21 protein-coding genes and 1 tRNA gene are annotated in these 19,962 nt (G+C 58.9%); 7 read left to right on the top strand and 15 right to left on the bottom strand.

The window, feature by feature from the left end; genetic code table 11:
* Window positions 1–16: 16 nt before the first annotated feature.
* The gene (locus GRI44_RS03605) at window positions 17–427 is read right to left on the bottom strand and encodes an EVE domain-containing protein (RefSeq protein ID WP_160600072.1); all 411 of its coding nucleotides are present in this window, start codon (window positions 425–427) and stop codon (window positions 17–19) included.
* Window positions 428–632: 205 nt separating this feature from the next.
* Between GRI44_RS03605 and GRI44_RS03600 the strand changes: the two genes are divergently transcribed.
* Genes GRI44_RS03600 through GRI44_RS03580 form a run of 5 tightly spaced genes read left to right on the top strand, consistent with a single transcriptional unit; the run spans window position 633 to window position 5,949 of the window.
* Window positions 633–2,312: a putative bifunctional diguanylate cyclase/phosphodiesterase gene (locus tag GRI44_RS03600; protein WP_160600071.1), complete on the top strand. Its 1,680-nt coding sequence runs from the start codon at window positions 633–635 to the stop codon at window positions 2,310–2,312.
* A 52-nt stretch (window positions 2,313–2,364) separates the two neighbouring features.
* A complete protein-coding gene (gene dapF / locus GRI44_RS03595; protein WP_160601234.1) occupies window positions 2,365–3,174 on the top strand; it encodes a diaminopimelate epimerase in 810 nt (269 codons plus the stop codon).
* A complete protein-coding gene (locus GRI44_RS03590; protein WP_160600070.1) occupies window positions 3,174–4,358 on the top strand; it encodes a MiaB/RimO family radical SAM methylthiotransferase in 1,185 nt (394 codons plus the stop codon). The genes dapF and GRI44_RS03590 overlap by 1 nt, the downstream gene beginning before the upstream one ends.
* Window positions 4,355–5,278 carry a signal recognition particle-docking protein FtsY gene (gene ftsY, locus GRI44_RS03585; protein WP_160600069.1) on the top strand — a complete coding sequence of 308 codons (924 nt, stop codon included), beginning with the start codon at window positions 4,355–4,357 and terminating at the stop codon, window positions 5,276–5,278. Before GRI44_RS03590 ends, ftsY begins: the two co-directional genes overlap by 4 nt.
* Window positions 5,278–5,949 (top strand): inner membrane-spanning protein YciB, encoded by a 672-nt coding sequence (locus GRI44_RS03580; protein ID WP_160600068.1) that lies wholly within the window; start codon window positions 5,278–5,280, stop codon window positions 5,947–5,949. The genes ftsY and GRI44_RS03580 overlap by 1 nt, the downstream gene beginning before the upstream one ends.
* A gap of 68 nt (window positions 5,950–6,017) precedes the next feature.
* Here the strand turns inward: GRI44_RS03580 and GRI44_RS03575 are convergent, their stop codons facing one another.
* From GRI44_RS03575 to GRI44_RS03530, 10 genes are all read right to left on the bottom strand, one after another.
* The gene (locus GRI44_RS03575) at window positions 6,018–7,943 is read right to left on the bottom strand and encodes a potassium transporter Kup (RefSeq protein ID WP_202386123.1); all 1,926 of its coding nucleotides are present in this window, start codon (window positions 7,941–7,943) and stop codon (window positions 6,018–6,020) included.
* Between the two features lie 112 nt (window positions 7,944–8,055).
* Complete coding sequence (locus tag GRI44_RS03570; protein ID WP_160600066.1) at window positions 8,056–8,688, bottom strand: tetratricopeptide repeat protein; 633 nt, start codon at window positions 8,686–8,688, stop codon at window positions 8,056–8,058.
* Window positions 8,685–9,101, bottom strand: coding sequence for a cytochrome c-type biogenesis protein (locus GRI44_RS03565; RefSeq protein ID WP_160600065.1), 417 nt, complete (start codon window positions 9,099–9,101; stop codon window positions 8,685–8,687). Before GRI44_RS03565 ends, GRI44_RS03570 begins: the two co-directional genes overlap by 4 nt.
* Window positions 9,098–9,625: a DsbE family thiol:disulfide interchange protein gene (locus GRI44_RS03560; protein ID WP_160600064.1), complete on the bottom strand. Its 528-nt coding sequence runs from the start codon at window positions 9,623–9,625 to the stop codon at window positions 9,098–9,100. The genes GRI44_RS03565 and GRI44_RS03560 overlap by 4 nt, the downstream gene beginning before the upstream one ends.
* Window positions 9,622–11,595 carry a heme lyase CcmF/NrfE family subunit gene (locus tag GRI44_RS03555; protein ID WP_160600063.1) on the bottom strand — a complete coding sequence of 658 codons (1,974 nt, stop codon included), beginning with the start codon at window positions 11,593–11,595 and terminating at the stop codon, window positions 9,622–9,624. The genes GRI44_RS03560 and GRI44_RS03555 overlap by 4 nt, the downstream gene beginning before the upstream one ends.
* Window positions 11,592–12,059 (bottom strand): cytochrome c maturation protein CcmE, encoded by a 468-nt coding sequence (gene ccmE, locus GRI44_RS03550; RefSeq protein WP_160600062.1) that lies wholly within the window; start codon window positions 12,057–12,059, stop codon window positions 11,592–11,594. Before ccmE ends, GRI44_RS03555 begins: the two co-directional genes overlap by 4 nt.
* Window positions 12,056–12,241: a hypothetical protein gene (locus GRI44_RS03545; RefSeq protein ID WP_160600061.1), complete on the bottom strand. Its 186-nt coding sequence runs from the start codon at window positions 12,239–12,241 to the stop codon at window positions 12,056–12,058. Before GRI44_RS03545 ends, ccmE begins: the two co-directional genes overlap by 4 nt.
* 6 nt (window positions 12,242–12,247) lie before the next feature.
* Entirely contained in the window at window positions 12,248–12,964 is a 717-nt protein-coding gene (gene ccmC, locus GRI44_RS03540) for a heme ABC transporter permease CcmC (RefSeq protein WP_160600060.1), read from the bottom strand.
* An 80-nt stretch (window positions 12,965–13,044) separates the two neighbouring features.
* Entirely contained in the window at window positions 13,045–14,109 is a 1,065-nt protein-coding gene (locus GRI44_RS03535; RefSeq protein ID WP_160600059.1) for a Leu/Phe/Val dehydrogenase, read from the bottom strand.
* Between the two features lie 63 nt (window positions 14,110–14,172).
* Window positions 14,173–14,249 (bottom strand) — tRNA-His (locus tag GRI44_RS03530).
* Window positions 14,250–14,441: 192 nt separating this feature from the next.
* Between GRI44_RS03530 and GRI44_RS03525 the strand changes: the two genes are divergently transcribed.
* Together GRI44_RS03525 and GRI44_RS03520 are read left to right on the top strand one after the other, a co-directional pair.
* The gene (locus GRI44_RS03525) at window positions 14,442–15,074 is read left to right on the top strand and encodes a prolyl hydroxylase family protein (protein ID WP_160600058.1); all 633 of its coding nucleotides are present in this window, start codon (window positions 14,442–14,444) and stop codon (window positions 15,072–15,074) included.
* A gap of 3 nt (window positions 15,075–15,077) precedes the next feature.
* Window positions 15,078–15,398 (top strand): TraR/DksA family transcriptional regulator, encoded by a 321-nt coding sequence (locus GRI44_RS03520; protein WP_160600057.1) that lies wholly within the window; start codon window positions 15,078–15,080, stop codon window positions 15,396–15,398.
* A 97-nt stretch (window positions 15,399–15,495) separates the two neighbouring features.
* On the opposite strand, the gene rpmE is transcribed toward GRI44_RS03520, so the two are convergent.
* From rpmE to bamA, 4 genes are all read right to left on the bottom strand, one after another.
* On the bottom strand, window positions 15,496–15,720 hold the full coding sequence (gene rpmE / locus GRI44_RS03515; RefSeq protein ID WP_160600056.1) for a 50S ribosomal protein L31: 225 nt from the start codon (window positions 15,718–15,720) through the stop codon (window positions 15,496–15,498).
* A gap of 213 nt (window positions 15,721–15,933) precedes the next feature.
* Window positions 15,934–16,425, bottom strand: a complete 492-nt coding sequence (gene fabZ, locus GRI44_RS03510) for a 3-hydroxyacyl-ACP dehydratase FabZ (RefSeq protein WP_160600055.1) — start codon at window positions 16,423–16,425, stop codon at window positions 15,934–15,936.
* Window positions 16,426–16,446: 21 nt separating this feature from the next.
* Window positions 16,447–17,130 (bottom strand): OmpH family outer membrane protein, encoded by a 684-nt coding sequence (locus tag GRI44_RS03505; RefSeq protein WP_160600054.1) that lies wholly within the window; start codon window positions 17,128–17,130, stop codon window positions 16,447–16,449.
* The gene (gene bamA / locus GRI44_RS03500; RefSeq protein WP_232842958.1) at window positions 17,130–19,799 is read right to left on the bottom strand and encodes an outer membrane protein assembly factor BamA; all 2,670 of its coding nucleotides are present in this window, start codon (window positions 19,797–19,799) and stop codon (window positions 17,130–17,132) included. Before bamA ends, GRI44_RS03505 begins: the two co-directional genes overlap by 1 nt.
* Between the last annotated feature and the right edge of the window lie 163 nt (window positions 19,800–19,962).

Below are 19,962 nucleotides of genomic sequence, written 5' to 3'. Positions count from 1 at the left end.
CTGCTCCGGTGTGTCTTCAAACACCAGCCATCGACAATACGATTGACCATTCATCTGGCGTCACTTCGCTGACCGACAGGCGCATCAGTTTCACCAGTTCCATCTCTGCCAGGCGCGGTTCCGCCTTGGCCTGCTTCAACGTCACAGTGGCGGGCAGTTTGGCTTTCGGCTTGATGCGGACTGCTGCCCATTTGCCCTCCGGGTCGGTCGGATCGGTAATGCCCGCTTCGCTGACTTCGGCAATGCCGACGATCTCCAGGCCGATATTGGAGTGGTAGAAAAAGACCTGGTCGCCCACTTCCATCGCCATCAGATTGTTCTTGGCGCGGTGATTGCGGACGCCGTCCCACGTGCCCTCACCTTCTTTCACAAGATCGTCCCAGCTATAAACATTCGGTTCCGATTTCATCAGCCAATACCGCGGCATTCATACACTCCAATAATCTCGACAGGCGCGCGGCATAGCGCGCACGCGGCCGTTTATCCACCGCCTCACCTCCGGAACGCCAAGCGGATCAACAACAGGATCAGCAAATGGCCACGATTAGTGAATTAACCTGATCTTCAGGAGAATATTGCATTAATACAGCGTTGAAAAATTGGGGGCGCAGCCGGTTTTGGCGCGGCAAGCAATGGGCAAACGCACTTTGATTGAAGAAAAATCACGCACTGGTGCGGGCAAGGATGTCGTGGCCCTGGGTATTGCGGTGGCTGCTGTTCTCATGTTTGTCGGCACGGGCAGTGGCGTTCTGCCGCAAATAGTGCGCAGCTGGCTGGGCAATGGCCCTGGCCCGGATGCCATGCTGACCAATGCCTTGCTGCTAAATATCGCGCTGATCATTTTTGGCTGGCGCCGTTACCGTGAATTGCTGGCAGAACTGGAACAGCGGCGGCTGGCGGAAGAAACAGCCCGAATGCTGGCTGAAACCGACACGCTGACAAATTGCCTGAACCGGCGCAGTATCACCACTGAAACAGATGCCATGCTGGCCCAATCCATCCTCGGTCAGACATCAACGGCGTTTCTGATGGTCGATCTCGATAATTTCAAGCAGGTCAACGACTTCAACGGCCACCAGATCGGCGATCAGGTGCTGAAAGCGACTGCCGACCGGATTGCCGCTGTTCTTCCCAAAGGCAGCCTTCTGGCGCGGCTGGGCGGAGATGAATTTGCCGCTGTCGTCAGTTATGCCGAAAACTTCCATGATCGTATCGATGTGGTTGCCGAACGGCTGATCACCGAAGCATCGCGGCCCATCATTATTGGCGATCATGAAATCACCATTACTGTGTCGGTCGGCATTTCATCCAGCGTGAATCAAGCGTCACAGAGTGCTGGCGCCACGGATGCTCAAGCGCTGATGCATCATGCCGATATCGCCATGTATCACGCCAAGAAACAGGGCAAGAACCGTCATTTCTGGTTCGAACGCTCGATGGAAAACGAGCTGCGTTTCCGCAACGAACTGGAAACGGGCATCCGCCGCGGTGTTCAGCAGGGCGAATTTGTGCCCTATTATGAACAGCAGATCGATCTTGATACCGGTGAACTGGTCGGTTTTGAAATGCTGGCACGGTGGAATTCGCCGCAGCTTGGGCTGGTTAAGCCGGACATTTTCATCCCAGTGGCCGAAGATATGGGCATCATCTGCACATTGTCCGAACAGCTGATCGACATCGCGCTGGAAGATGCCAAACAATGGGACCCGTCAATTACCCTGTCGGTGAATATTTCACCAGTGCAGCTGCGCGACCAGTGGTTTGCACAGAAACTGCTGAAGCAGCTTGTGAAGCATAATTTCCCCCCGCAACGGCTTGAAATAGAAATCACCGAAAGCTGCCTCCACGAAAATATCGCTTTGGTGCGAACCATGATTACCAGCCTGCGTAATCAGGGCGTGCAGATCAGCCTGGATGATTTTGGCACCGGATATGCCAGCCTGTCACAGCTCAAGACATTGCCGTTTGACCGGCTGAAAATCGATCGCAGCTTTGTCGGCTCGCTGTCCGCAGAATCACCCGAAGCCGGATCGCAGCTTATCAATGCCATCGTCTCCCTGGGCGATGGCTTGCGGTTGCCCATCACGGCAGAAGGCATCGAAGACGCGCATATTCTGGAATTGCTGCGGGAAATGGGACCATTGAAGGGGCAGGGATACCATTACGGCCAACCCGAAACGTCAGCGCAGGTGCAGCAGCGGCTGACCGCGCTCAACAGGCTGGCAGGCACGGATGCATCGTATGAAACGCCGAAATCCGCGGCCAGCAATGCCTCTGCCCAAGGCGACCTTACGGCGAGGCAGGCCCGCTAAGGTTCCGCCGCCACTGGACGTTCAGCCCCGGGACGCATAGATGCGCCAGACCATGCGTGTCCCCTTCACCAAGATGCACGGCCTCGGCAATGACTTCATTGTGCTTGATGGCCGCAATGCCACATTGCCGCCCATTGGCAGTGCAGTGGTGGCCGCCCTGTCTGATCGCCATACCGGGATCGGCTGTGACCAGCTGATCGTGCTGGAAACTTCGACCCGGGCAGATTTTGCCATGCGGATATTCAATGCAGATGGCGGCGAAGTGGAAGCATGCGGCAATGCCTCGCGTGCGGTCGCCCTGCTGCACGGGGCAGAAGCCATGGTCGAAACCAGCGGCGGCATCATCCATGTCGAACCTGTGGGTCACGGCGCGCGAATAGACATGGGCACGCCGCATTTCGAATGGGACCAGATCCCGCTGGCCTATGCCATGGATACGCTGGCCATGCCGGTCGGCTGGGATGGGCTGGACCAGCCAAGCGCGGTCAATGTGGGCAATCCGCATGTCATTTTCTTCACTGACAATTGCGATGCTGTACCGCTGGAAAATCTCGGCCCGCAGATCGAGCATGATGCGCTGTTTCCCGAACGTATCAACGTGAATGTCGCCACCGTTAACGATCGGAATTCGATCCGGCTGCGGGTGTGGGAACGCGGTGCCGGCATCACTCGCGCCTGCGGCACTGGTGCCTGCGCCACGGCCATTGCCGCCATGCGCCGCGGGATGGTGGAACGCGAAGTGGAAGTCACGCTGCCCGGCGGCACGCTGACCATCGAATGGGACGAACACGGCCATATCATCATGACCGGACCTGCCACCGAATCGTTTCGCGGCACTTTTGACTGGGGTGATTACGCGTGATGCCCCGGCCCGATGCGCCGCAGGTCATTTCGCTTGGCTGCCGGCTCAACCTTTCCGAAAGCGAACAGATCCGCGCCATGCTTGGCGGCGAAAGCAACGTCATCGTCGTCAATAGCTGCGCGGTCACGTCAGAAGCTGTCCGCCAGACGCGCCAGGCCATTCGCCGTGCCCGCAAGGAACGGCCCGAAGCGCGCTTGCTGGTGACAGGCTGCGCTGCCGATATCGAACGCGAAGCCCTGTCTGCCATGCCCGAAGTGGACGGCATCATCCCCAACACGCGCAAGCTGGACACGCGGGCATGGAATGTGCCGGCCAGTGCGCCGCCGGTCCTGTCCGGACATACGCGCGCATTTGTCGCGGTCCAGAATGGCTGCGACCATGCCTGCACATTCTGCGTCATTCCGCAGGGGCGCGGACCCAGCCGCTCCCTGTCGATCGCGCAGGTGCTGGGCGAGATTTCGCGCTTTATGGACCGCGGTGCGCCAGAAATTGTGCTGACCGGGGTCGACGTCACATCATGGGGGCATGATCTGCCCGGCGCCCCTGCATTGGGCACGCTGGTGGCAGCGATCCTGCAAGAATTTCCGCAGTTGAAACGGCTGCGCATGTCATCGCTGGACGGGGTGGAAATTGACCCCCTGCTGGCCGAGCTGTTCATCACTGAAACGCGGGTGATGCCGCATCTGCATTTGTCCTTGCAACATGGCGATGACATGATCCTGAAACGGATGAAACGCCGCCATTTGCGGGCTGATGCGGTAAAACTGGTCACCCGATTGCGCAGCGCGCGGCCTGATCTGGCCCTGGGCGCAGACCTGATGGCCGGTTTCCCCACCGAAACAGACGCCATGCACGCGGCCAATTTTTCCATCATCGAAGAACTGTCCATCGTGCATGGGCACATTTTCCCCTATTCGCCCCGCCCCAAGACGCCAGCGGCCCGGATGCCGCAGATTGAACGGCCCATAATCCGTCAGCGTGCCGCGCAATTGCGCGCCGAAGTTGCCCGCGTCAGGGGTAACTGGCTGGACGGGCTTGTCGGCACTCCGCTTGAAATTCTGGCCGAGAAAGACGGCACTGGCTATTCGCCGGATTTTGCGCGCGTGGCAGTGCCCGACGGTGTGCCAGCCGGCAGCATCCTCACCATTACGCCTACTGGACATGAAAAGGGCCTGCTTACATGAGCGACACGAGCTGGGCCGACCGGGTCTTCGGCGGTTTCCGCAAGACGTCAGAGCGTCTGTCTTCCAACCTTTCCGGCGTTGTCGGCACCGCCCGGCTGGATGATGCCACGCTGGACAATGTCGAAGACGCACTGATCGTTTCCGATCTGGGCCCGGCCGCCGCCGCGCGCATCCGCACGCGCCTGTCTGACAAGCGGTTCGGCCTGAATATTACAGAGCGCGAGCTTAAAGAAGCTGTGGCGGAGGAAATTGCCGCCATCCTCAGGCCAGTGGCAAAGCCGCTCGAGATCACCGCTTTTCCCCGCCCGCAGGTTATCCTGGTGATTGGCGTCAACGGCAGCGGCAAAACCACTACCATCGCAAAACTGGCGCATCTGTTTCAGGAAGATGATTACAGCGTGATGCTGGCGGCCGGTGATACATTCCGCGCGGCCGCTATCGGCCAATTGGCCACCTGGGCAGACCGCATAAATGTGCCGCTGGTGCGCGGGCCCGAAGGCGGCGACCCAGCCAGCGTGGTGTTTGACGGGGTCAAGGCAGCGACGCAGCAGGGCATTGACGCCCTGATCGTGGACACCGCAGGCCGCTTGCAGAACAAGCGGGAACTGATGGAAGAACTGGAGAAAATCCGCCGCGTTCTTGGCCGGCTTAATCCGGAAGCGCCGCATGATGTGGTGTTGGTGCTGGATGCGACCAATGGCCAGAACGCGCTGTCCCAAATCGAAACTTTCAGACAGGTTGCAGGTGTTACGGGCCTGATCATGACCAAGCTGGACGGCACCGCACGCGGCGGCGTCCTGGTGGCAGCAGCAGAACAGTTCGGCCTGCCCATTCACGCAATTGGCGTGGGCGAAAAGATAGACGATTTGCGGCCGTTCGATCCTGATCTTGTGGCGCGCGTTATTGCAGGGGTTGCCTGATGACCGAACAATCCGCAGTTCCTGCAAAAAAGCACAAATCCGGCTGGCTGAACGTGCTGGTCGATTATGGGCCGCTGGTCGCATTTCTGGGCGTGTATAAATATTATGCGCCCGCAGAACCCGAAATCGCCGCTGAAATCGGCGCCATTGTCCGCGGCACACTGACTTTCATGATCGCAGCGGTTGTGGCGCTCGCATTTTCAAAATGGCGCTTTGGCAAGGTTTCGCCAATGCTTTGGCTGTCCACCGCCCTCATCGTGGGGTTTGGCAGCCTGACAATCTATTTCCGCGATCCTGACCTGATCCAAATCAAACCTACCGTCATCTATATCGGCTTCGGCATCGCGCTGATTGTCGGGTGGATGCGCGGAAATGCCCTGCTCAAAGTATTGCTGGAAGCAGCTTTCGAAGGGCTGGATGATGCGGGCTGGTTGAAACTGTCACGCAATTGGGGAATTTTCTTCCTGATGCTGGCCGCGCTCAACGAAGGCCTGCGCTATTTCTATAATCTTGAAAATGGCAATTTCGACACCTGGCTTTGGGCCAAGATCTGGGTCTTCATGCCGCTGACCTTCCTGTTTACCTTCTCCCAGATACCCATGCTGCTGAAACATGGGCTGGGTATCGAAGGCCTGGAAGAAGAAGAAACCACGCCGCCTCCCACTGCTTAAAGCAGGGCGGCGGCGGGAGCTTCAGATCAAATCAGCCGCCGCTTCCATGAAGCAGCGCCCCGCACCCGTCAGATTTTAACCTGGCTGCCCAACTCCACCACACGGTTGGTGGGCAAGCGGAAAAACTCCATCGCTGTCGCGGCATTGCGCAGCATCCAGGCAAAAATCTTTTCCCGCCAGATCGGCATTCCCGGCTTTTCTGACGGCAGCAGCGTCTGGCGTGACAGGAAGAAGCTGGTCTGCATCATGTCGAATTTGCCGCCGCACATGTCCATCTGCGTCAGCGCTGCCGGCACATCGGTTTCTTCCATGAAACCATAATGGATGATGGCGCGGAAGAACCCGTCACCCAAGGGGTGAATTTCGAACCGGCACTCAGGATCGACATAGGGAATTTCGGCGATCTGCACGGTCAGGATGACGACCCTTTCGTGCAGCACCTTGTTATGCTTGATATTATGCAGCAGCGCCGATGGCACGCCGCCGGTGCTGGATGCCATGAAGATGGCCGTGCCGGACACGCGCACCGCACTGTTATTGGCAGATTTGGCGAAAATTTCGATCGGCAGGGCCACTTCCGTCATCCGCTCCCGCATCAGTTTGCGGCCCCGGGCCCAGGTCGTCAGCAGGGTGAACGCCACCGCGCCGATTAACAGCGGGAACCAGCCGCCATCGGCAACCTTGGTCAGATTGGCAGCAAAGAAGGCGCCATCGACGATCAGGAACACCACCACGACCGGCACCGCATACCACCATTTCCATTTCCACACCGTCATCAGCAGCACAGCCATAAGCAGCGTATCAATGGTGACAGCGCCGGTTACCGCAATGCCATAGGCCGATGCCAGGCTGGAACTGTTCTGGAACGTCAGTACCAGCACGATGACAGCGACCATCAACGCCCAGTTGATGCTGGGAATGTAAATCTGGCCCGCTTCGGTTTCGCTGGTGTGGCGGATGGAAAGGCGGGGGATGAAGCCGAGCTGCATCGCCTGCTGGGTGATCGAGAATGCGCCCGAAATAACCGCCTGACTGGCGATGAAGGTGGCGAAAGTAGCAAGGATCACCAGCGGGAGACGCCACATTTCAGGCGCAAGAAAATAGAACGGGCTTTCGATGGCCTGAGCAGCGGCAGCATCATCCAGCCCGACAATCATCGCGCCCTGCCCGAAATAATTCAGCAGCAGGCATGGCATGACAAACCCGAACCAGGAAAGGCGCAGCGGTCCTCTGCCGAAATGGCCCATATCGGAATATAACGCTTCTGACCCGGTAACAGCCAGCACCACCGAACCCAGCGCCAGAAACGCCAGCGTTCCGTCTGTCAGGAAGAACTGGAGGGCATACCAGGGGTTGAGAGCATATAGTATCTGCGGATTATTGAAGATCTGGATCAGGCCCAGAAATGCAATCACCGTAAAATAGACGATCATCACTGGCGCAAACAGCGCGCCAATCTTGGCCGTTCCGCGTTTTTGCAGCATGAACAATGCCACCAGCAGCACCAGCGCAATGGGTATGACATATTTGGACAGGCTGGCTTGCACCACGGTCAGGCCTTCCACCGCCGAAAGCACCGAAATTGCAGGCGTAATCATGCTGTCGCCATAGAATAGCGAGGTCGCAAAAACGCCCAGCAGCACGGTGATCCAGCCATATTTGGTCTTGCCAATCTTGCTGGAAATCAACGCGACAAGCGCCAGGCTGCCGCCCTGCCCCTTATTATCGGCGCGCATCAGGATGGTCACATATTGCAGCGACACCACCAGCGTCATTGACCAGAAAATCAGGCTGACAACGCCGAACACATGCAGTGTATCGAGCGCCAGCGGATGCGGCCCGACGAAGGTTTCACGAAATGCATAAAGAGGGCTGGTGCCGATGTCGCCAAACACAATGCCAATCGCGCCCACCGCCAGTTTGGTGGTGGATGCGTGATGGCCGCCACCAGCACCATCAGGCGGCCTGATTACATGGGGAACAGCAGGGCTCATGAGAGGCGTCGATTCAAAACCATCGCGAGGCAGCCTTTCAAGCGGCACGACCAAAGGCGGCGGCAATTAGCAGCAAGATCAGACGCTCGCAACAACTTGCTTCGAGCGGTGTTTACTGCGACGCGATCTGGTCCAGCAGTTCATCAAGACGGGCGAGGCGTTCTTCAAGTTGGGGCCGCCAGGGCGCATCCTGCGGTGTTTCCGCCAGGGTCTGCGCCCACAGTTCGCGGGCATCAACCGGCTTTCCCGATCGAATAAGTGCCACGCCCAGAAAATAGGGGGCACCGGGGTGGCCAGGCAGGACTTTTTCGGCCTGCCCATAGGCGTAAAGCGACGCGGGCGTCAGCGTGCCATTGGCGTGTTCCACCAGCGCATTGGCCAGCGCCAGCCATGCCTCGCCATCGTTGGGGTTTTGCGAGACAGCACCGCTCAAGAGGCCAGCCGCATCTTCAAACTGGCCGCGGCGAGCAAAGCCATCCGCCACCGTCACATAGCGGCTCGGTACCGAATTGGGATCAAACATCTGCCGCCGCGCATCGACCATGGCAAAGTTTGCGTCACCATTATCCGCCGTTGGCAATTTGGGCGCACCAGCCATGCTGGGCGAACCCTGCAGCGCATATCCGGCCATGCCGAACATCAAGGCGGCAGCGAACAGCGCCCATGCCGATCGTGGAAGTCTGGTCGCAAATACAGCCATGCCGAAAGCTGCTGCCGCCAGCGCAATGATAGGTATCCAGATCATGCGCGCCTCCTGATACGCCGCCACAGAACGATCAGGGCGACAAGGATCAACAGCAGCGGCACGGCAAACAGCGGCCATGTCGTCTCGCTGATGGTGGGGGCATAGCTGACGTAATCACCATAGCGATCAATCAGCCAGGCCCGGATGGCTTCCGGGTCTTCGCCCATGCTGATGCGTGTTCGCACCTGATGCCGCATGTCACCTGCCATGGGGGCATCGCTGTCGGCAATCGACTGGCTTTGGCACTTCAGACAGCGCAGCGTCTGCATCAATGCCTGTGCTGCCGCTTCCTGTTGCGGGTCGGACAGCTGATTATAGGCGTAGGGCGCTGGTGGCAGCGAATCCTGCGCCGCCACTGGCACGGCCACACACAGGGCCAACAGGGCGAGCATGAGGCCGCGCAGATGCATCATCGCGCTTCCTCCAGCTTCTGCAACAGAACTGGCACATCGCTGGCGCGGATATCGCCAATATGCTGATAGGTGATCATCCCATCACCATCGATGACAAAGGTTTCCGGCACACCGGATGAGCCGATGCCAAGCTGCACTTCGGAAAGATCATCTGCGCCAATGCGGCTGTAGGGATTGCCATAGCGCGAAAGAAAATCTGCCACGTCATCGGGCCGGTCGCGAATGGCAACAGCGACAATGTCCGCGCCGCGCCTGCGCAACATTTCGAGCTGCGGGGCTTCTGCGGCACAGGGAATGCACCAGCTGGCAAACACGTTGAAAAGACGCGGCTTACCATCGCGAAAATCTGCGGTGGCAAGCGCCGGCCGGTCAGCGACAGCAGCTCTCAGGCTGAATTCCGGCAGTGGTCTGCCAATCATGGTGCTGGCCACAAATTCCGTCTTGGGCCGCGCCAGATGATAGGCGAAAAGCGCGCAAAAGCCGAAAAACATCGCCAGCGGCACCCAAAGGATCCAGCGCTTCATGCCCCTGCGTCCCGTGGTTCGACATTCCGAACGCTCAACCCGCGCCGTTCAGCCCCGCGCAGCTTGACCGCACGGCGCTTCAAATCCGCAAACAGCCGCCCGATCAGGGCCAGCACCCCGCCCAGCGCGATCAGAATGCCGCCATACCAGATCATTGTGACAAACGGTTTCCACCAGAGGCGCAATTGCCATCTGCCATCGCCAGCCTCGCGGCCAATCACGGCGTAAAGCTGCCCATTCCACCGCGTGACCAGGGCGCTTTCGGTGGTTTCCTGCGGCGGCGCCCAGAAATTACGCGATTGCGGGTCGATTTCTTTGGAAGTGCCGCCCTTGTAACTGACCAGCAAACGGCCTTCCAGCGCGGTCCAGTTCGGCCCGGCAGTCGGCCGCACTTCAGATAGCACCACCTGCCATGGGCCTATTTCTGCCTGATCCCCCACTTCCACCGCGGCGAGCGTTTCTTCAGAAAACGCAGATTCGCTCGCCATGCCAAACAAGGCCACAGCAATGCCAAAATGCGCGATTACCATGCCCCATGTCGCAAGCGGCAACAAACGCAGCTTGCGCCCCCGCAGCGGCATGAAACTGGCAATCCCAAGGCCCGCCGAAAGCGCCAGCCCCAGCAGCGGCAGAATGCCAATGTTGGTGGTGACGGTAACCAGCAGCAATACTGCCAGCGCCGCTCCGCCCGCGATCAGCATGGGAAGACGGATCCGCACGATATTGTCCTGCCGCCATCGCAGCAATGGCCCAACGGCCATCACCATCAGCATCGGCACCACGAAAATGGCCCCGACCGGATTGAAATAAGGCGGCCCAACCGACACGCGCACGTCAAACGCCTCGGTCAGCAGCGGGTAAAGGGTGCCCAGAAGCACAATGCCGAGAATCGCGCTGAGCATCACATTGTTGAACACCAGCGCTGCCTCACGGCTGGTGACCGAAAAGCGTTCACCTTCGCTGACAGTCCCTGCGCGCAGGGCAAACAGCAGCAGCGCGCCGCCAATGTAAATCGACAGCAGAACCAGAATGAACGTCCCGCGCTCAGGATCAACCGCAAAAGCGTGGACGCTGGTCAGAATACCGGAGCGAACCAGGAATGTGCCCACCATCGACATGGAAAATGCCACCACGCCCAGCATGATGGTCCATGCGCGCAAGGCGTCACGCGCGGCCAGCACGCTGGCGGAATGCAGCAGCGCTGTGGCCGCCAGCCACGGCATCAAAGATGCGTTTTCGACCGGGTCCCAGAACCACCAGCCGCCCCAGCCAAGCTCGTAATAGGCCCAGTAACTGCCTGCCGTGATGCCCAGCGTCAGGAAAATCCATGCGCCCAGCACCCATGGCCGCATGGCGCGGGCGAAATCCGGCGTCACCTGGCGCGTCAGCAACGCGCCCACAGCAAAGCTGAACGCCACCGACAGACCGACATAACCCACGTAGAGCGTGGGCGGATGAAATACGAGGCCGATATCCTGCAGCAGCGGATTGAGGCCCATTCCTTCCATCGCGGGCTGCGGCAGCCGTTCAAACGGGTTGGAACTGAACAGCAGAAAGGCGTAGAAACCAAGGCCGACAAAGGCTTGCGCGGCAAGGGTCGCCATCATGGTGCGTTCGGGCAAACGCCGTTCCGCCGCCGCGATCAGCGCGCCTGCCAGCGCCATTACCGTAATCCACAGCAGCATCGAGCCTTCGTGATTGCCGAATGCGCCCGACAATTTGAAAATCATCGGTTTGGCGGAGTGCGAATTCATCGCCACCAGCTTCACGGACAGATCGGTCTGCGCAAAAAGTATCAGCAGCATGAGGAAGGAAAAAGCCGCAAGCACACCCTGAATGATCGCAGCGGGCCGCGCCAGTCCGGCCAGTTCGGTCGTGCCGTCACGCTGGGCAAAGGCGCCAGCCACCAGTTGCAGCGCCGCAAGGGCAGCGGCCAGCCACAAGGCAGCCAAGCCGAGTTCAGCGATCATGCCCCGATTTCCGTTTCTGCAACGACCTGGTTTTTCTGGTGTTCGGTCATTTCCTGCAATTCGCGCGGGACATAATTTTCATCATGCTTGGCCAGCAGATTGTCCGCCACAAATGTGCCGCCGGCATCCAGCCGCCCTTCCGCGACCACGCCCGACCCTTCGACGAAAAGATCAGGCAGAATACCTGCGAACCGGACAGGAACGGTGGCTTCGCCGTCGCCCACGACAAACGTCGTCGTCACTCCGTCAGCCAAGGTCTGCAGCGACCCTTCCTGCACCATACCGCCCAGGCGCACGGCCTGACCGGGCGCTGGCGGTTTTTCCGCCATCTGGGTCGGCACATAGAAATAGCTAGCCTGATTACGTAGGGCCGACGCTGCAAGCAGACCCGCGCCAATCAGCGCAATCAGCGCGATCAACACCAGTATGAGCCGCTGGTGCTTGGGCTTCAGTCCGGTGATCATGGCCGTCTCGTTTCATCTAGGCTCGCTTCATTGTGGCGCGTTTCATGCCGGCGCGTTTCATCTCGGCGGGCTTCTGCCTTGCGCATGGCCAGCCACGCCCAGACAACCATGGCCAGCGTGCCGACCACTCCGATTGCGTAGGCCGCAATCACGAAATCCATCTGGTTCAGGCCTTCGCGCATGGCTATTTACCCCATGGCCTTTCGGCGCAAACGCGCTTCTGTCTGAATGTCCGCCAGCAAGGTCCGCATCCGTGCCAGCACGATCCCGCCGAACAACAGGGAAAAACCGGCCACGGCGATGAGCAGGGGGATGAGAAATGTGCTGTCGATGGCACTTTTGCCCATGGTAATGCTGGCTGGCTGGTGCAGCGAGTTCCACCATACGACGGAGCGGTTGATGATGGGGATATTGATAGCGCCCACCAAACCGAAAATGGCCGGAATGCGGCTGGAGCCGCCATCGCGGCTGACAGCCTGCGCCAGCGCAATATAGCCAACATAAAGAAATAGCAGCACCAGCATGGAGGTAAGCCGCCCGTCCCACACCCACCATGTGCCCCACGTCGGCCTGCCCCAGATCGAACCGGTGACCAGACAGATGGCGGTAAAGATCATTCCGGGCACAGCAGCCCCGCGCGCGGCCAACGCTGCCAACGGGTGGCGCCACACCAGAAACACCAGGCTGGACATGGCAATGGCGCTCCACCCGCCCATGCCCAGCCATGCGGCGGGCACATGCAGAAACAGGATGCGGACGGTATCGCCCATCAGCCGGTCTGGCGGCACCATGAAGAAACCCCACGCCAAGGCGCCGCCCGCAAGCACAAGGCCGCTGACAAGCAGCAGCGTTGTAAGCCAGCGCGCAATGTTCAAAAAGCGCTTGGGGTTCGCGAAGCCATGCATGAGTTAGCTATCCATCCGCGCGCAGCTTTGGCAGGACGCAGCAGCACTCGCAAGGGCCAGAAAGCCGAAATAAACGTGTATCAGCGCCCGATGAGATGCTGCGCCATCCGGTCTGACACGACATCGGGCGAAACATTTGTTTCATCAGACTTGTGCCAGATTTCAAGCAGGCGGCCTGGAATTTGCGCCAGACGTTTGCGTACTTCGTTGATATCGCACGGTTCGCCGTGCTGGCGGCACAGATATTCAAGCGTCACGCTGATGATGCCGCCAGCGTTGATCACATAATCCGGCGCATATAATATGCCGCGATCTGCAAGTTTCTGGCCGTGACCCTCACGGGCGAGCTGGTTATTGGCGCCGCCTGCAACAATCGGCGCATCAAGCCGGGCAATGCCTTCATCGTCCAGAATTGCGCCAAGGGCGTTGGGGCTGAATACATCGCATGAAACGCCCATGATGGCATCTGCGGCGGCTGTTTCAGCGCCCAGATCGGCAGCCAGCGCAGCAGCGCGGTCATGGTTGATGTCAGACAGGGTGAGTTTGGCCCCGTCATGCGCCAGCAGGCGGGCTACACCGCCGCCAACGCTGCCCGTGCCCTGAATGGCCACATGCACATCCCTGACACTATCCTTGCCCAGCTTGTGCTGCACCGCAGCCTTGATGCCAAAATAGATGCCCATCGCCGTGAACGGCCCCGGATCGCCGCCGGCGGCATCTTCGCCTTCGACCGGCAGACCGGATACAAATTGCGTGCGCCGGGCCACAGAAACCATATCCGCTTCGCTGATGCCGACATCTTCTGCTGTAACATAACGGCCATTCAGCGCTTCGACGGCATCGCCGAATGCGGCCAGCATTTCAGGGGTCTTGATGCCATTCTTTGGCGCAAGGATCACAGCCTTGCCGCCGCCCATTGGCAAGCCGGCCATGGCGTTCTTGTAGCTCATCCCGCGGGAAAGGCGCAGCGCATCGCGCATCGCGTCCTTGCCATCGGGATAATGCCAGAAACGTGTTCCGCCGGCACCTGGGCCAAGGTGCGTGGAATGCAGGGCAATGATGGCAGTCAGACCCGATTTGCGGTCCCGAACCAGCTGAACCAGTTCGTGGTCGTCAAAATCTGCTTCGGTCCAGAATGCCGTCATCAATCACGCCCCGATATCGCGCGGGCAAACCCGCACTAGCTGTCACGGTCCATATCGGGAAAATGGGGCGATCGAGGGGTCTTGAACCCCCGACCTCCGGTACCACAAACCGGCGCTCTAACCAACTGAGCTACGATCGCCACAGGCCCCGAAAATGCCGTGATGCGGGGCTGATAGACTTAACGGAGCAACGGTCAAGTCGCTTCCGGCAAGGGGGCGAGCCTGTTGCATAGCTTCCCCCATTTGGGAAGTAAAAACTGCGCATTGCGCTGTTAAACGCAAGATTATTACAAGGGTTGCCCTGAGGCGCGTCAGCCCTATCAATAAAAGCCGTGAATCATCCAAGCGAATCTGTTGCTGCGCGCCTGCGGACCCAACCGGGCGTCTTACGCGTGCCGACCAGCCTGCTGGAAATCTATCAGCAGCGCGAATTTCTTGATCCTGTGTTGTGCAGCAAATTGATAAGTCTGATCGATTCGGGGCGCCGCCCATCCACTATTGCCGATGATAATGGCGACCTGTCGTTCCGCACGAGTGAAACCTGCGATCTTCCAGCCGCGCACCTTGCGGTGATGGAACTGGAACGACGGCTCGGCCTACTGGCCCGGATTCCTGCAAATCTGGGCGAAGCTGTGCAAGGGCAACGCTATGATGTCGGCCAGGAATTCAAACCGCACACCGATTTTTTCACCCCCGGCGGCGAGGATTTCGAACGGTATTGCGCCCAGGCCGGCCAGCGCACGTGGACCTTCATGGTCTATCTCAATACGGTTGAAAGTGGCGGCGGCACCCGGTTCAAGGCAGCGGGAAAAATTTTTCAGCCTGAAACAGGCAAGATCCTGTGCTGGAATAATCTGCGGCACGATGGCACCGTGAACCCGCATACGCTGCATCACGGCATGAAAGTCCGCAAAGGGCTGAAATATGTTATTACCAAATGGTATCGTGAAAAACCCTGGGGGTAGAATATGACTGAATATGCCAAGATTGCCGAACAACTGACTGACCGCCTGGCACAGCTAGTGACACGCGCCGAGGTCATCGAGGATGATCTTCGCCACCCGCTCGACGCTGACTGGGCTGAACAGGCCATCGATCTGGCGGATGACGAGGCGCTGGCGGGGGTCGACGAAGTGTTGCGCAATGAAATCCAGCAAATCAGGCTTGCTCTGCTGAGGATTGAAAACGGGACCTATGGCACCTGCGCCAAGTGCGGCAAGGAAATCGGTCTGAAACGCCTGGAAGCGCGCCCTATCGCCACGCGCTGTATCAAATGTGCGTCAGCCTGACACGCGGCTGATCTGCGACATACACATATGAAAAGGGCGGCCCCGTCAGGCCGCCCTTCCTCTGATAGCCTTGCGGCCACCAAATCTGTGATCGATCTTACTTCTTGAGCGAAAGACCGCCGAAACGCTTGTTGAACTGGGCAACGCGGCCGCCTTCCTGAAGCTGCTGCTTGCCGCCGGTCCATGCCGGGTGGCTGGTGGGATCGATGTCCAAAGTCATCGTATCGCCTTCCTTGCCCCAGGTGGAGCGAGTCTGAAATTCTGTGCCATCGGTCATCTTTACGTTGATGACGTGATATTCTGGATGGGTATCGGCCTTCATGGCTGTATTCTCCGTGCGGGTGGCCGGTTCCGACCGGCCTTGCATTTCATGTGAGTAAACTAGGGTAACGGGTAAACTGGAAAGGCGGGCCAATAAGGGCCAATGCCACTTTTGGCAAGCCTTTGCTGGGACAGGTCGGCCAGCCCGCGCAAGGCACCAGATCAGCGTGCCGAATCAGCGTGCCGGGTCAACTGGGCGGGTCAACTGGGCGGGTCAACTGGGCGGGTCAGCAATCATCGCGGTGAAATTCACTTCGCAGGTCGTTTTGCCATCCACCGAAGCCTTGCCCCAGAATTTGCAGACCTTGGACCGCTGCTGGATAAATCCGGCATGGAGATCGAGCAGATAGCCCGGCTCAACCGGTGCACGGAACTTGGCATTTTCAATCGCCATGAAATACACCAGCTTGCCGCTACCGGCCAGACCGAGTGTTTCAACCGCAAGAATGCCGGCAGCCTGCGCCAATGCCTCGATCTGAAGCACACCGGGCATGATTGGCCGACCGGGGAAATGCCCCTGGAAAAATTCCTCGTTGAAGCTCACAGCCTTTACTGCGTGAATTTCTTCACCCGCGACCAGTGACTGCACCCGATCAACCAGCAGCATCGGGTAACGGTGAGGCAGGGCCTTCAGCACCTTCTGAATGTCATACGCCTGCGCAGTGGCTGCGCCCGATGTCGCTTCTGAAGTTTCTTGTGTGCTCATTGCCCCGCCCCCACTGTTTACTTAGCGGCCCTGCGGCTGCGGCGCGGCGGCAGGCGCTGCGCCCTGTGCAGCACCCTGCGCGGCAGCAGCTTCCTGCTGCTGACGTGCTTCGCGGGGCAGCCAGCCCTGCGGCGGAACCAACTGTGCCGACGGCAGCAGGCGATTCAGTTCGTTCACCACGTCCTGCGTGATGTTGTATTTGGCATCAGCATAGACCACCACACCCGATGATGGGTCGAGGATGAGCGACACGTTCTTCTTCTTGGCCGCCGCCTGAACTGCATCGTCAAGCAGGTCTTCAATCTGTTCCTGCACATAAGCGCGGCTCATCGCCAGCGGCTGGATGATCTGGTTCAGTTCGCGCTGTCCAGCCTGTTCGATCTGCTGGATCTGCGCGGCTTGCTGCTGCAGCGCGGTTTGCGCAACATTGGCCTGCTGGTCGGTGCGGAATTTGTCATACAGCGGGCCAAGCTGGGCGGTAAGCTGGTCACGGCGGGCATTGGCCTGATCCATCTGGGCCTTATACGTCACCGGGCGCTGCTGTTCAGCAACCTTGAACGCGTTGGAATTGGCCACCACTGCAGGCAGGCTGACTACGCCCACGCCCTGGGCAATCTGCTGCGCTGCCACTGGGGCAGAGAACATGGGAGCCGAAGCAGTCAGCACCAGACCGGCTGCAAGCACAGGTTTGAAAATTTTCTTCATCAGAATTGTGTTCCTACGTTGAACGAGAATCTCTTGGTGTCATCACCCGGCTGTTTCTTCAGCGCATGGGCGAAATCGATCCGGAACGGCCCGAACGGCGAGTTCCAGTTTACCCCGACCCCGATAGTGATGCGGGGAGCCGACGAATCGCCGAGGAAGACTTCCTCGAACGGACCCGCAATCTGGGTAAGTATGGGGGTGTAGGCATTGCCCATGCCATCGTTGGGCAATGTGGTGGTAACGACAGGCGTGGTGCCGGGAATTGTATAGAGCAATTCCCCATCGGCATTGCGCGACTGGATGCTGATGCCGCCCGGGAACGGGCTTTGCTGCAATTGCGGGGCGCGCACATCGAACAGCGCGCCGACATCCATGTATACAGACGGACGAAGGCCCAGTTCGCTGGCACCCGAACCCAGGGGAATTTCCAGCTCTGCACGGCCAAGGTAATAGATATTGCCGCCCAGCGCATCATCGCTGACCTGCTTGCGGTCTGTCACGACCACGGGATTACCCTCGCCATCGTCGATGATCTGGCGGCGCAGCACGCGCGGGCCAACGCCGCGAATGTCGAAACCGCGAATTTGCGGCTCACCCAGGAAGAACCGGTCGTTCAGGCGCACATCGTCGCCATTCAGACCCTTGATATAGCCGCCTTCTGCCGTGAGCGAGAATATGAAGCCATTGAAAATGTTGTAATATTGCGCTGCCTTGCCGCGCACACGCAGGTAATTGACGCTTCCACCCAACCCTGCATATTCGGCACTGACTGACGCGGAACGGCCGCGTGTTGGCCGGTACCGGCTGTCAGTGGCATCATAGGTCAGCGTCGCGCCCAGAATGGAACTGGTCCGGTTGCCCAGCGCTTCGCACAGATACCGTCCGGCAATCAACGGTTCGCAAGTGCGGATACCGTCGCCGTCAAGATCGGCGAAGAACTGGTTTTCGTTGAGGGAAATCTGATCGTAGTTGAACGTATAGCTGCCAACCAGCGACATATATTCCGTCAGCGGCACACCAAGGCGCAGCGATGCGCCCGTGGTTGCCTGTTTGAAGGTCGTATTGCGGCTGTTGTTCAGATAGTTGAAACTGTTCTGATCGCGCCGGTAGATATCCACACCCGCCGAAATGTTCCGGTCGAACACGTAAGGTTCCGAAAAACTCAGATTGAACGAACGGGAATAACGCGAATAATTGACGCTGGCGCCGACTGTCTGGCCGCGCCCGCGGAAGTTGCGCTGGCGGATTGACGCTGCAAGAATGAAATTCTCGATCGACGAAAAGCCGGCCGAAAGCTGCAATTCGCCGGTGGCTTGTTCTTCCACATTCGCTTCGAGAATGATGCGGTCAGGCTCGCTGCCCGGCTTTTGCACGACTTCGAAGTTTTCCTGGAAGAACCCGAGTGACTTGATCCGGTTGGCCGAACGTTTGACCTGCAGGGAATTGAAAGCATCGCCTTCTGACAGGCGGAATTCGCGGCGGATCACCTTGTCCTGCGTCAGCGTATTGCCATTGACGTCCAGCCGCTCGACATAGACCCGGGGCGCCTCCCGCAGGACGAAAGTAACGTCCATGGTGAGGTCTTCCTTGTTGCGGTTGAAATTGGGCGCCACGTCCGCAAACGCATAGCCGAATGTGCCCGCAAGCTCGCTCAGTTGTTCGACAGTATCCTCGACCGATTTGGCGTTATACCAGTCGCCATCCTTCATCGGCAGATTGCTGGTCATGCCTTCGCTGTCGAAATCGCGTAGTTGGCTGTCGACCGCCACTTTGCCGAATTTGTAGCGCTCGCCTTCCTCGACCACATAGGTGATGATGAAATCACGCTTGTCCGGGGTCAGTTCGGCAACGGCGGAAACCACCCGGAAGTCGGCATAGCCTTCTGTCAGGTAGAACTGGCGCAGCTTCTGCTGGTCAAATGCCAGTCGGTCAGGGTCATAGCTGGTGCCGGAACTCAGGAAAGTGGTCAGCCGCGCCTGCTTGGTGACCATTTCGCCGCGCAACTTGCCATCGGAAAACTGATCGTTGCCGATAATGTTGATCTGGCGGACCTTGGATTTTGGCCCCTCGTTGATTTCAAAAACAATATCGACGCGGTTCTGGCTCAGCTGAACCATCTTGGGCTCAACCGAAGCGGCGAACCGGCCCTGCCGCTTGTACAATTCGATGATGCGCGCAACATCGGCGCGCACTTTGGACCGGGTAAAGATCTGGCGCGGTGCCAACTTGATTTCCGGAACGATTTTCTCATCCTTCAGGCGTTTGTTGCCTTCCAGAATGATGCGGTTGATGACCGGGTTTTCAACCACATCGACAACCACATTGCCGCCATCATTGCGAACGCTGAAATTGGAAAACAGCTCAGTTGCCGCAAGGTCTTTCAACGCCTGGTCGGCGTCAGCCTGGGTATAGGGCTGGCCCACGCGGAGGCGGATATAGCTGAGGATGGTCTGCGCCTCGAGCCGCTCTGCGCCCACCACCGTAATGGACTGGATGATGTCCTGCTGCTGCAGCGGCTGCGGCAATTGCGCCTGCGCCGCAGGCTGCGCGGTATCCTGCGCCAGAACTGGCGCGGGAATACCGGCAAGCATGGTGCCGCCAAGCAATATCAGCGCAAGCCGCGCGGCAGGTTTCTTCATCGTATCGCCTGCCATTGTCCGTCCATTCATCGACGCGGGTTTCCCGTCCAATTTAAACATGTGTTCTTCCAGACCGCCACACCAGCATCATGCCGGGACGGTTAGTGCCGCCCTGTGCCCGATGCCGTGCCCCCAATCAAGCGATCCAGCGCGCCATCCCCCACGCTTTTCAATTTTTACGGCAAACCTGCCG

Origin of the sequence: Allopontixanthobacter confluentis (genome assembly GCF_009827615.1) — a bacterium.
GTDB classification, from domain to species: domain Bacteria; phylum Pseudomonadota; class Alphaproteobacteria; order Sphingomonadales; family Sphingomonadaceae; genus Allopontixanthobacter; species Allopontixanthobacter confluentis.
This window is presented reverse-complemented; position numbering and strand designations above follow the sequence as displayed.

Bases quoted from the DNA above. Each gene is read 5' to 3' on its own strand.
- GRI44_RS03605 (WP_160600072.1), bottom strand. From the start codon at position 427: ATGCCGCGGTATTGGCTGATGAAATCGGAACCGAATGTTTATAGCTGG.
- GRI44_RS03600 (WP_160600071.1), top strand. From the start codon at position 633: ATGGGCAAACGCACTTTGATTGAAGAAAAATCACGCACTGGTGCGGGC.
- dapF (WP_160601234.1), top strand. From the start codon at position 2,365: ATGCGTGTCCCCTTCACCAAGATGCACGGCCTCGGCAATGACTTCATT.
- GRI44_RS03590 (WP_160600070.1), top strand. From the start codon at position 3,174: ATGCCCCGGCCCGATGCGCCGCAGGTCATTTCGCTTGGCTGCCGGCTC.
- ftsY (WP_160600069.1), top strand. From the start codon at position 4,355: ATGAGCGACACGAGCTGGGCCGACCGGGTCTTCGGCGGTTTCCGCAAG.
- GRI44_RS03580 (WP_160600068.1), top strand. From the start codon at position 5,278: ATGACCGAACAATCCGCAGTTCCTGCAAAAAAGCACAAATCCGGCTGG.
- GRI44_RS03575 (WP_202386123.1), bottom strand. From the start codon at position 7,943: ATGAGCCCTGCTGTTCCCCATGTAATCAGGCCGCCTGATGGTGCTGGT.
- GRI44_RS03570 (WP_160600066.1), bottom strand. From the start codon at position 8,688: ATGATCTGGATACCTATCATTGCGCTGGCGGCAGCAGCTTTCGGCATG.
- GRI44_RS03565 (WP_160600065.1), bottom strand. From the start codon at position 9,101: ATGATGCATCTGCGCGGCCTCATGCTCGCCCTGTTGGCCCTGTGTGTG.
- GRI44_RS03560 (WP_160600064.1), bottom strand. From the start codon at position 9,625: ATGAAGCGCTGGATCCTTTGGGTGCCGCTGGCGATGTTTTTCGGCTTT.
- GRI44_RS03555 (WP_160600063.1), bottom strand. From the start codon at position 11,595: ATGATCGCTGAACTCGGCTTGGCTGCCTTGTGGCTGGCCGCTGCCCTT.
- ccmE (WP_160600062.1), bottom strand. From the start codon at position 12,059: ATGATCACCGGACTGAAGCCCAAGCACCAGCGGCTCATACTGGTGTTG.
- GRI44_RS03545 (WP_160600061.1), bottom strand. From the start codon at position 12,241: ATGCGCGAAGGCCTGAACCAGATGGATTTCGTGATTGCGGCCTACGCA.
- ccmC (WP_160600060.1), bottom strand. From the start codon at position 12,964: ATGCATGGCTTCGCGAACCCCAAGCGCTTTTTGAACATTGCGCGCTGG.
- GRI44_RS03535 (WP_160600059.1), bottom strand. From the start codon at position 14,109: ATGACGGCATTCTGGACCGAAGCAGATTTTGACGACCACGAACTGGTT.
- GRI44_RS03520 (WP_160600057.1), top strand. From the start codon at position 15,078: ATGACTGAATATGCCAAGATTGCCGAACAACTGACTGACCGCCTGGCA.
- rpmE (WP_160600056.1), bottom strand. From the start codon at position 15,720: ATGAAGGCCGATACCCATCCAGAATATCACGTCATCAACGTAAAGATG.
- fabZ (WP_160600055.1), bottom strand. From the start codon at position 16,425: ATGAGCACACAAGAAACTTCAGAAGCGACATCGGGCGCAGCCACTGCG.
- GRI44_RS03505 (WP_160600054.1), bottom strand. From the start codon at position 17,130: ATGAAGAAAATTTTCAAACCTGTGCTTGCAGCCGGTCTGGTGCTGACT.
- bamA (WP_232842958.1), bottom strand. From the start codon at position 19,799: ATGAATGGACGGACAATGGCAGGCGATACGATGAAGAAACCTGCCGCG.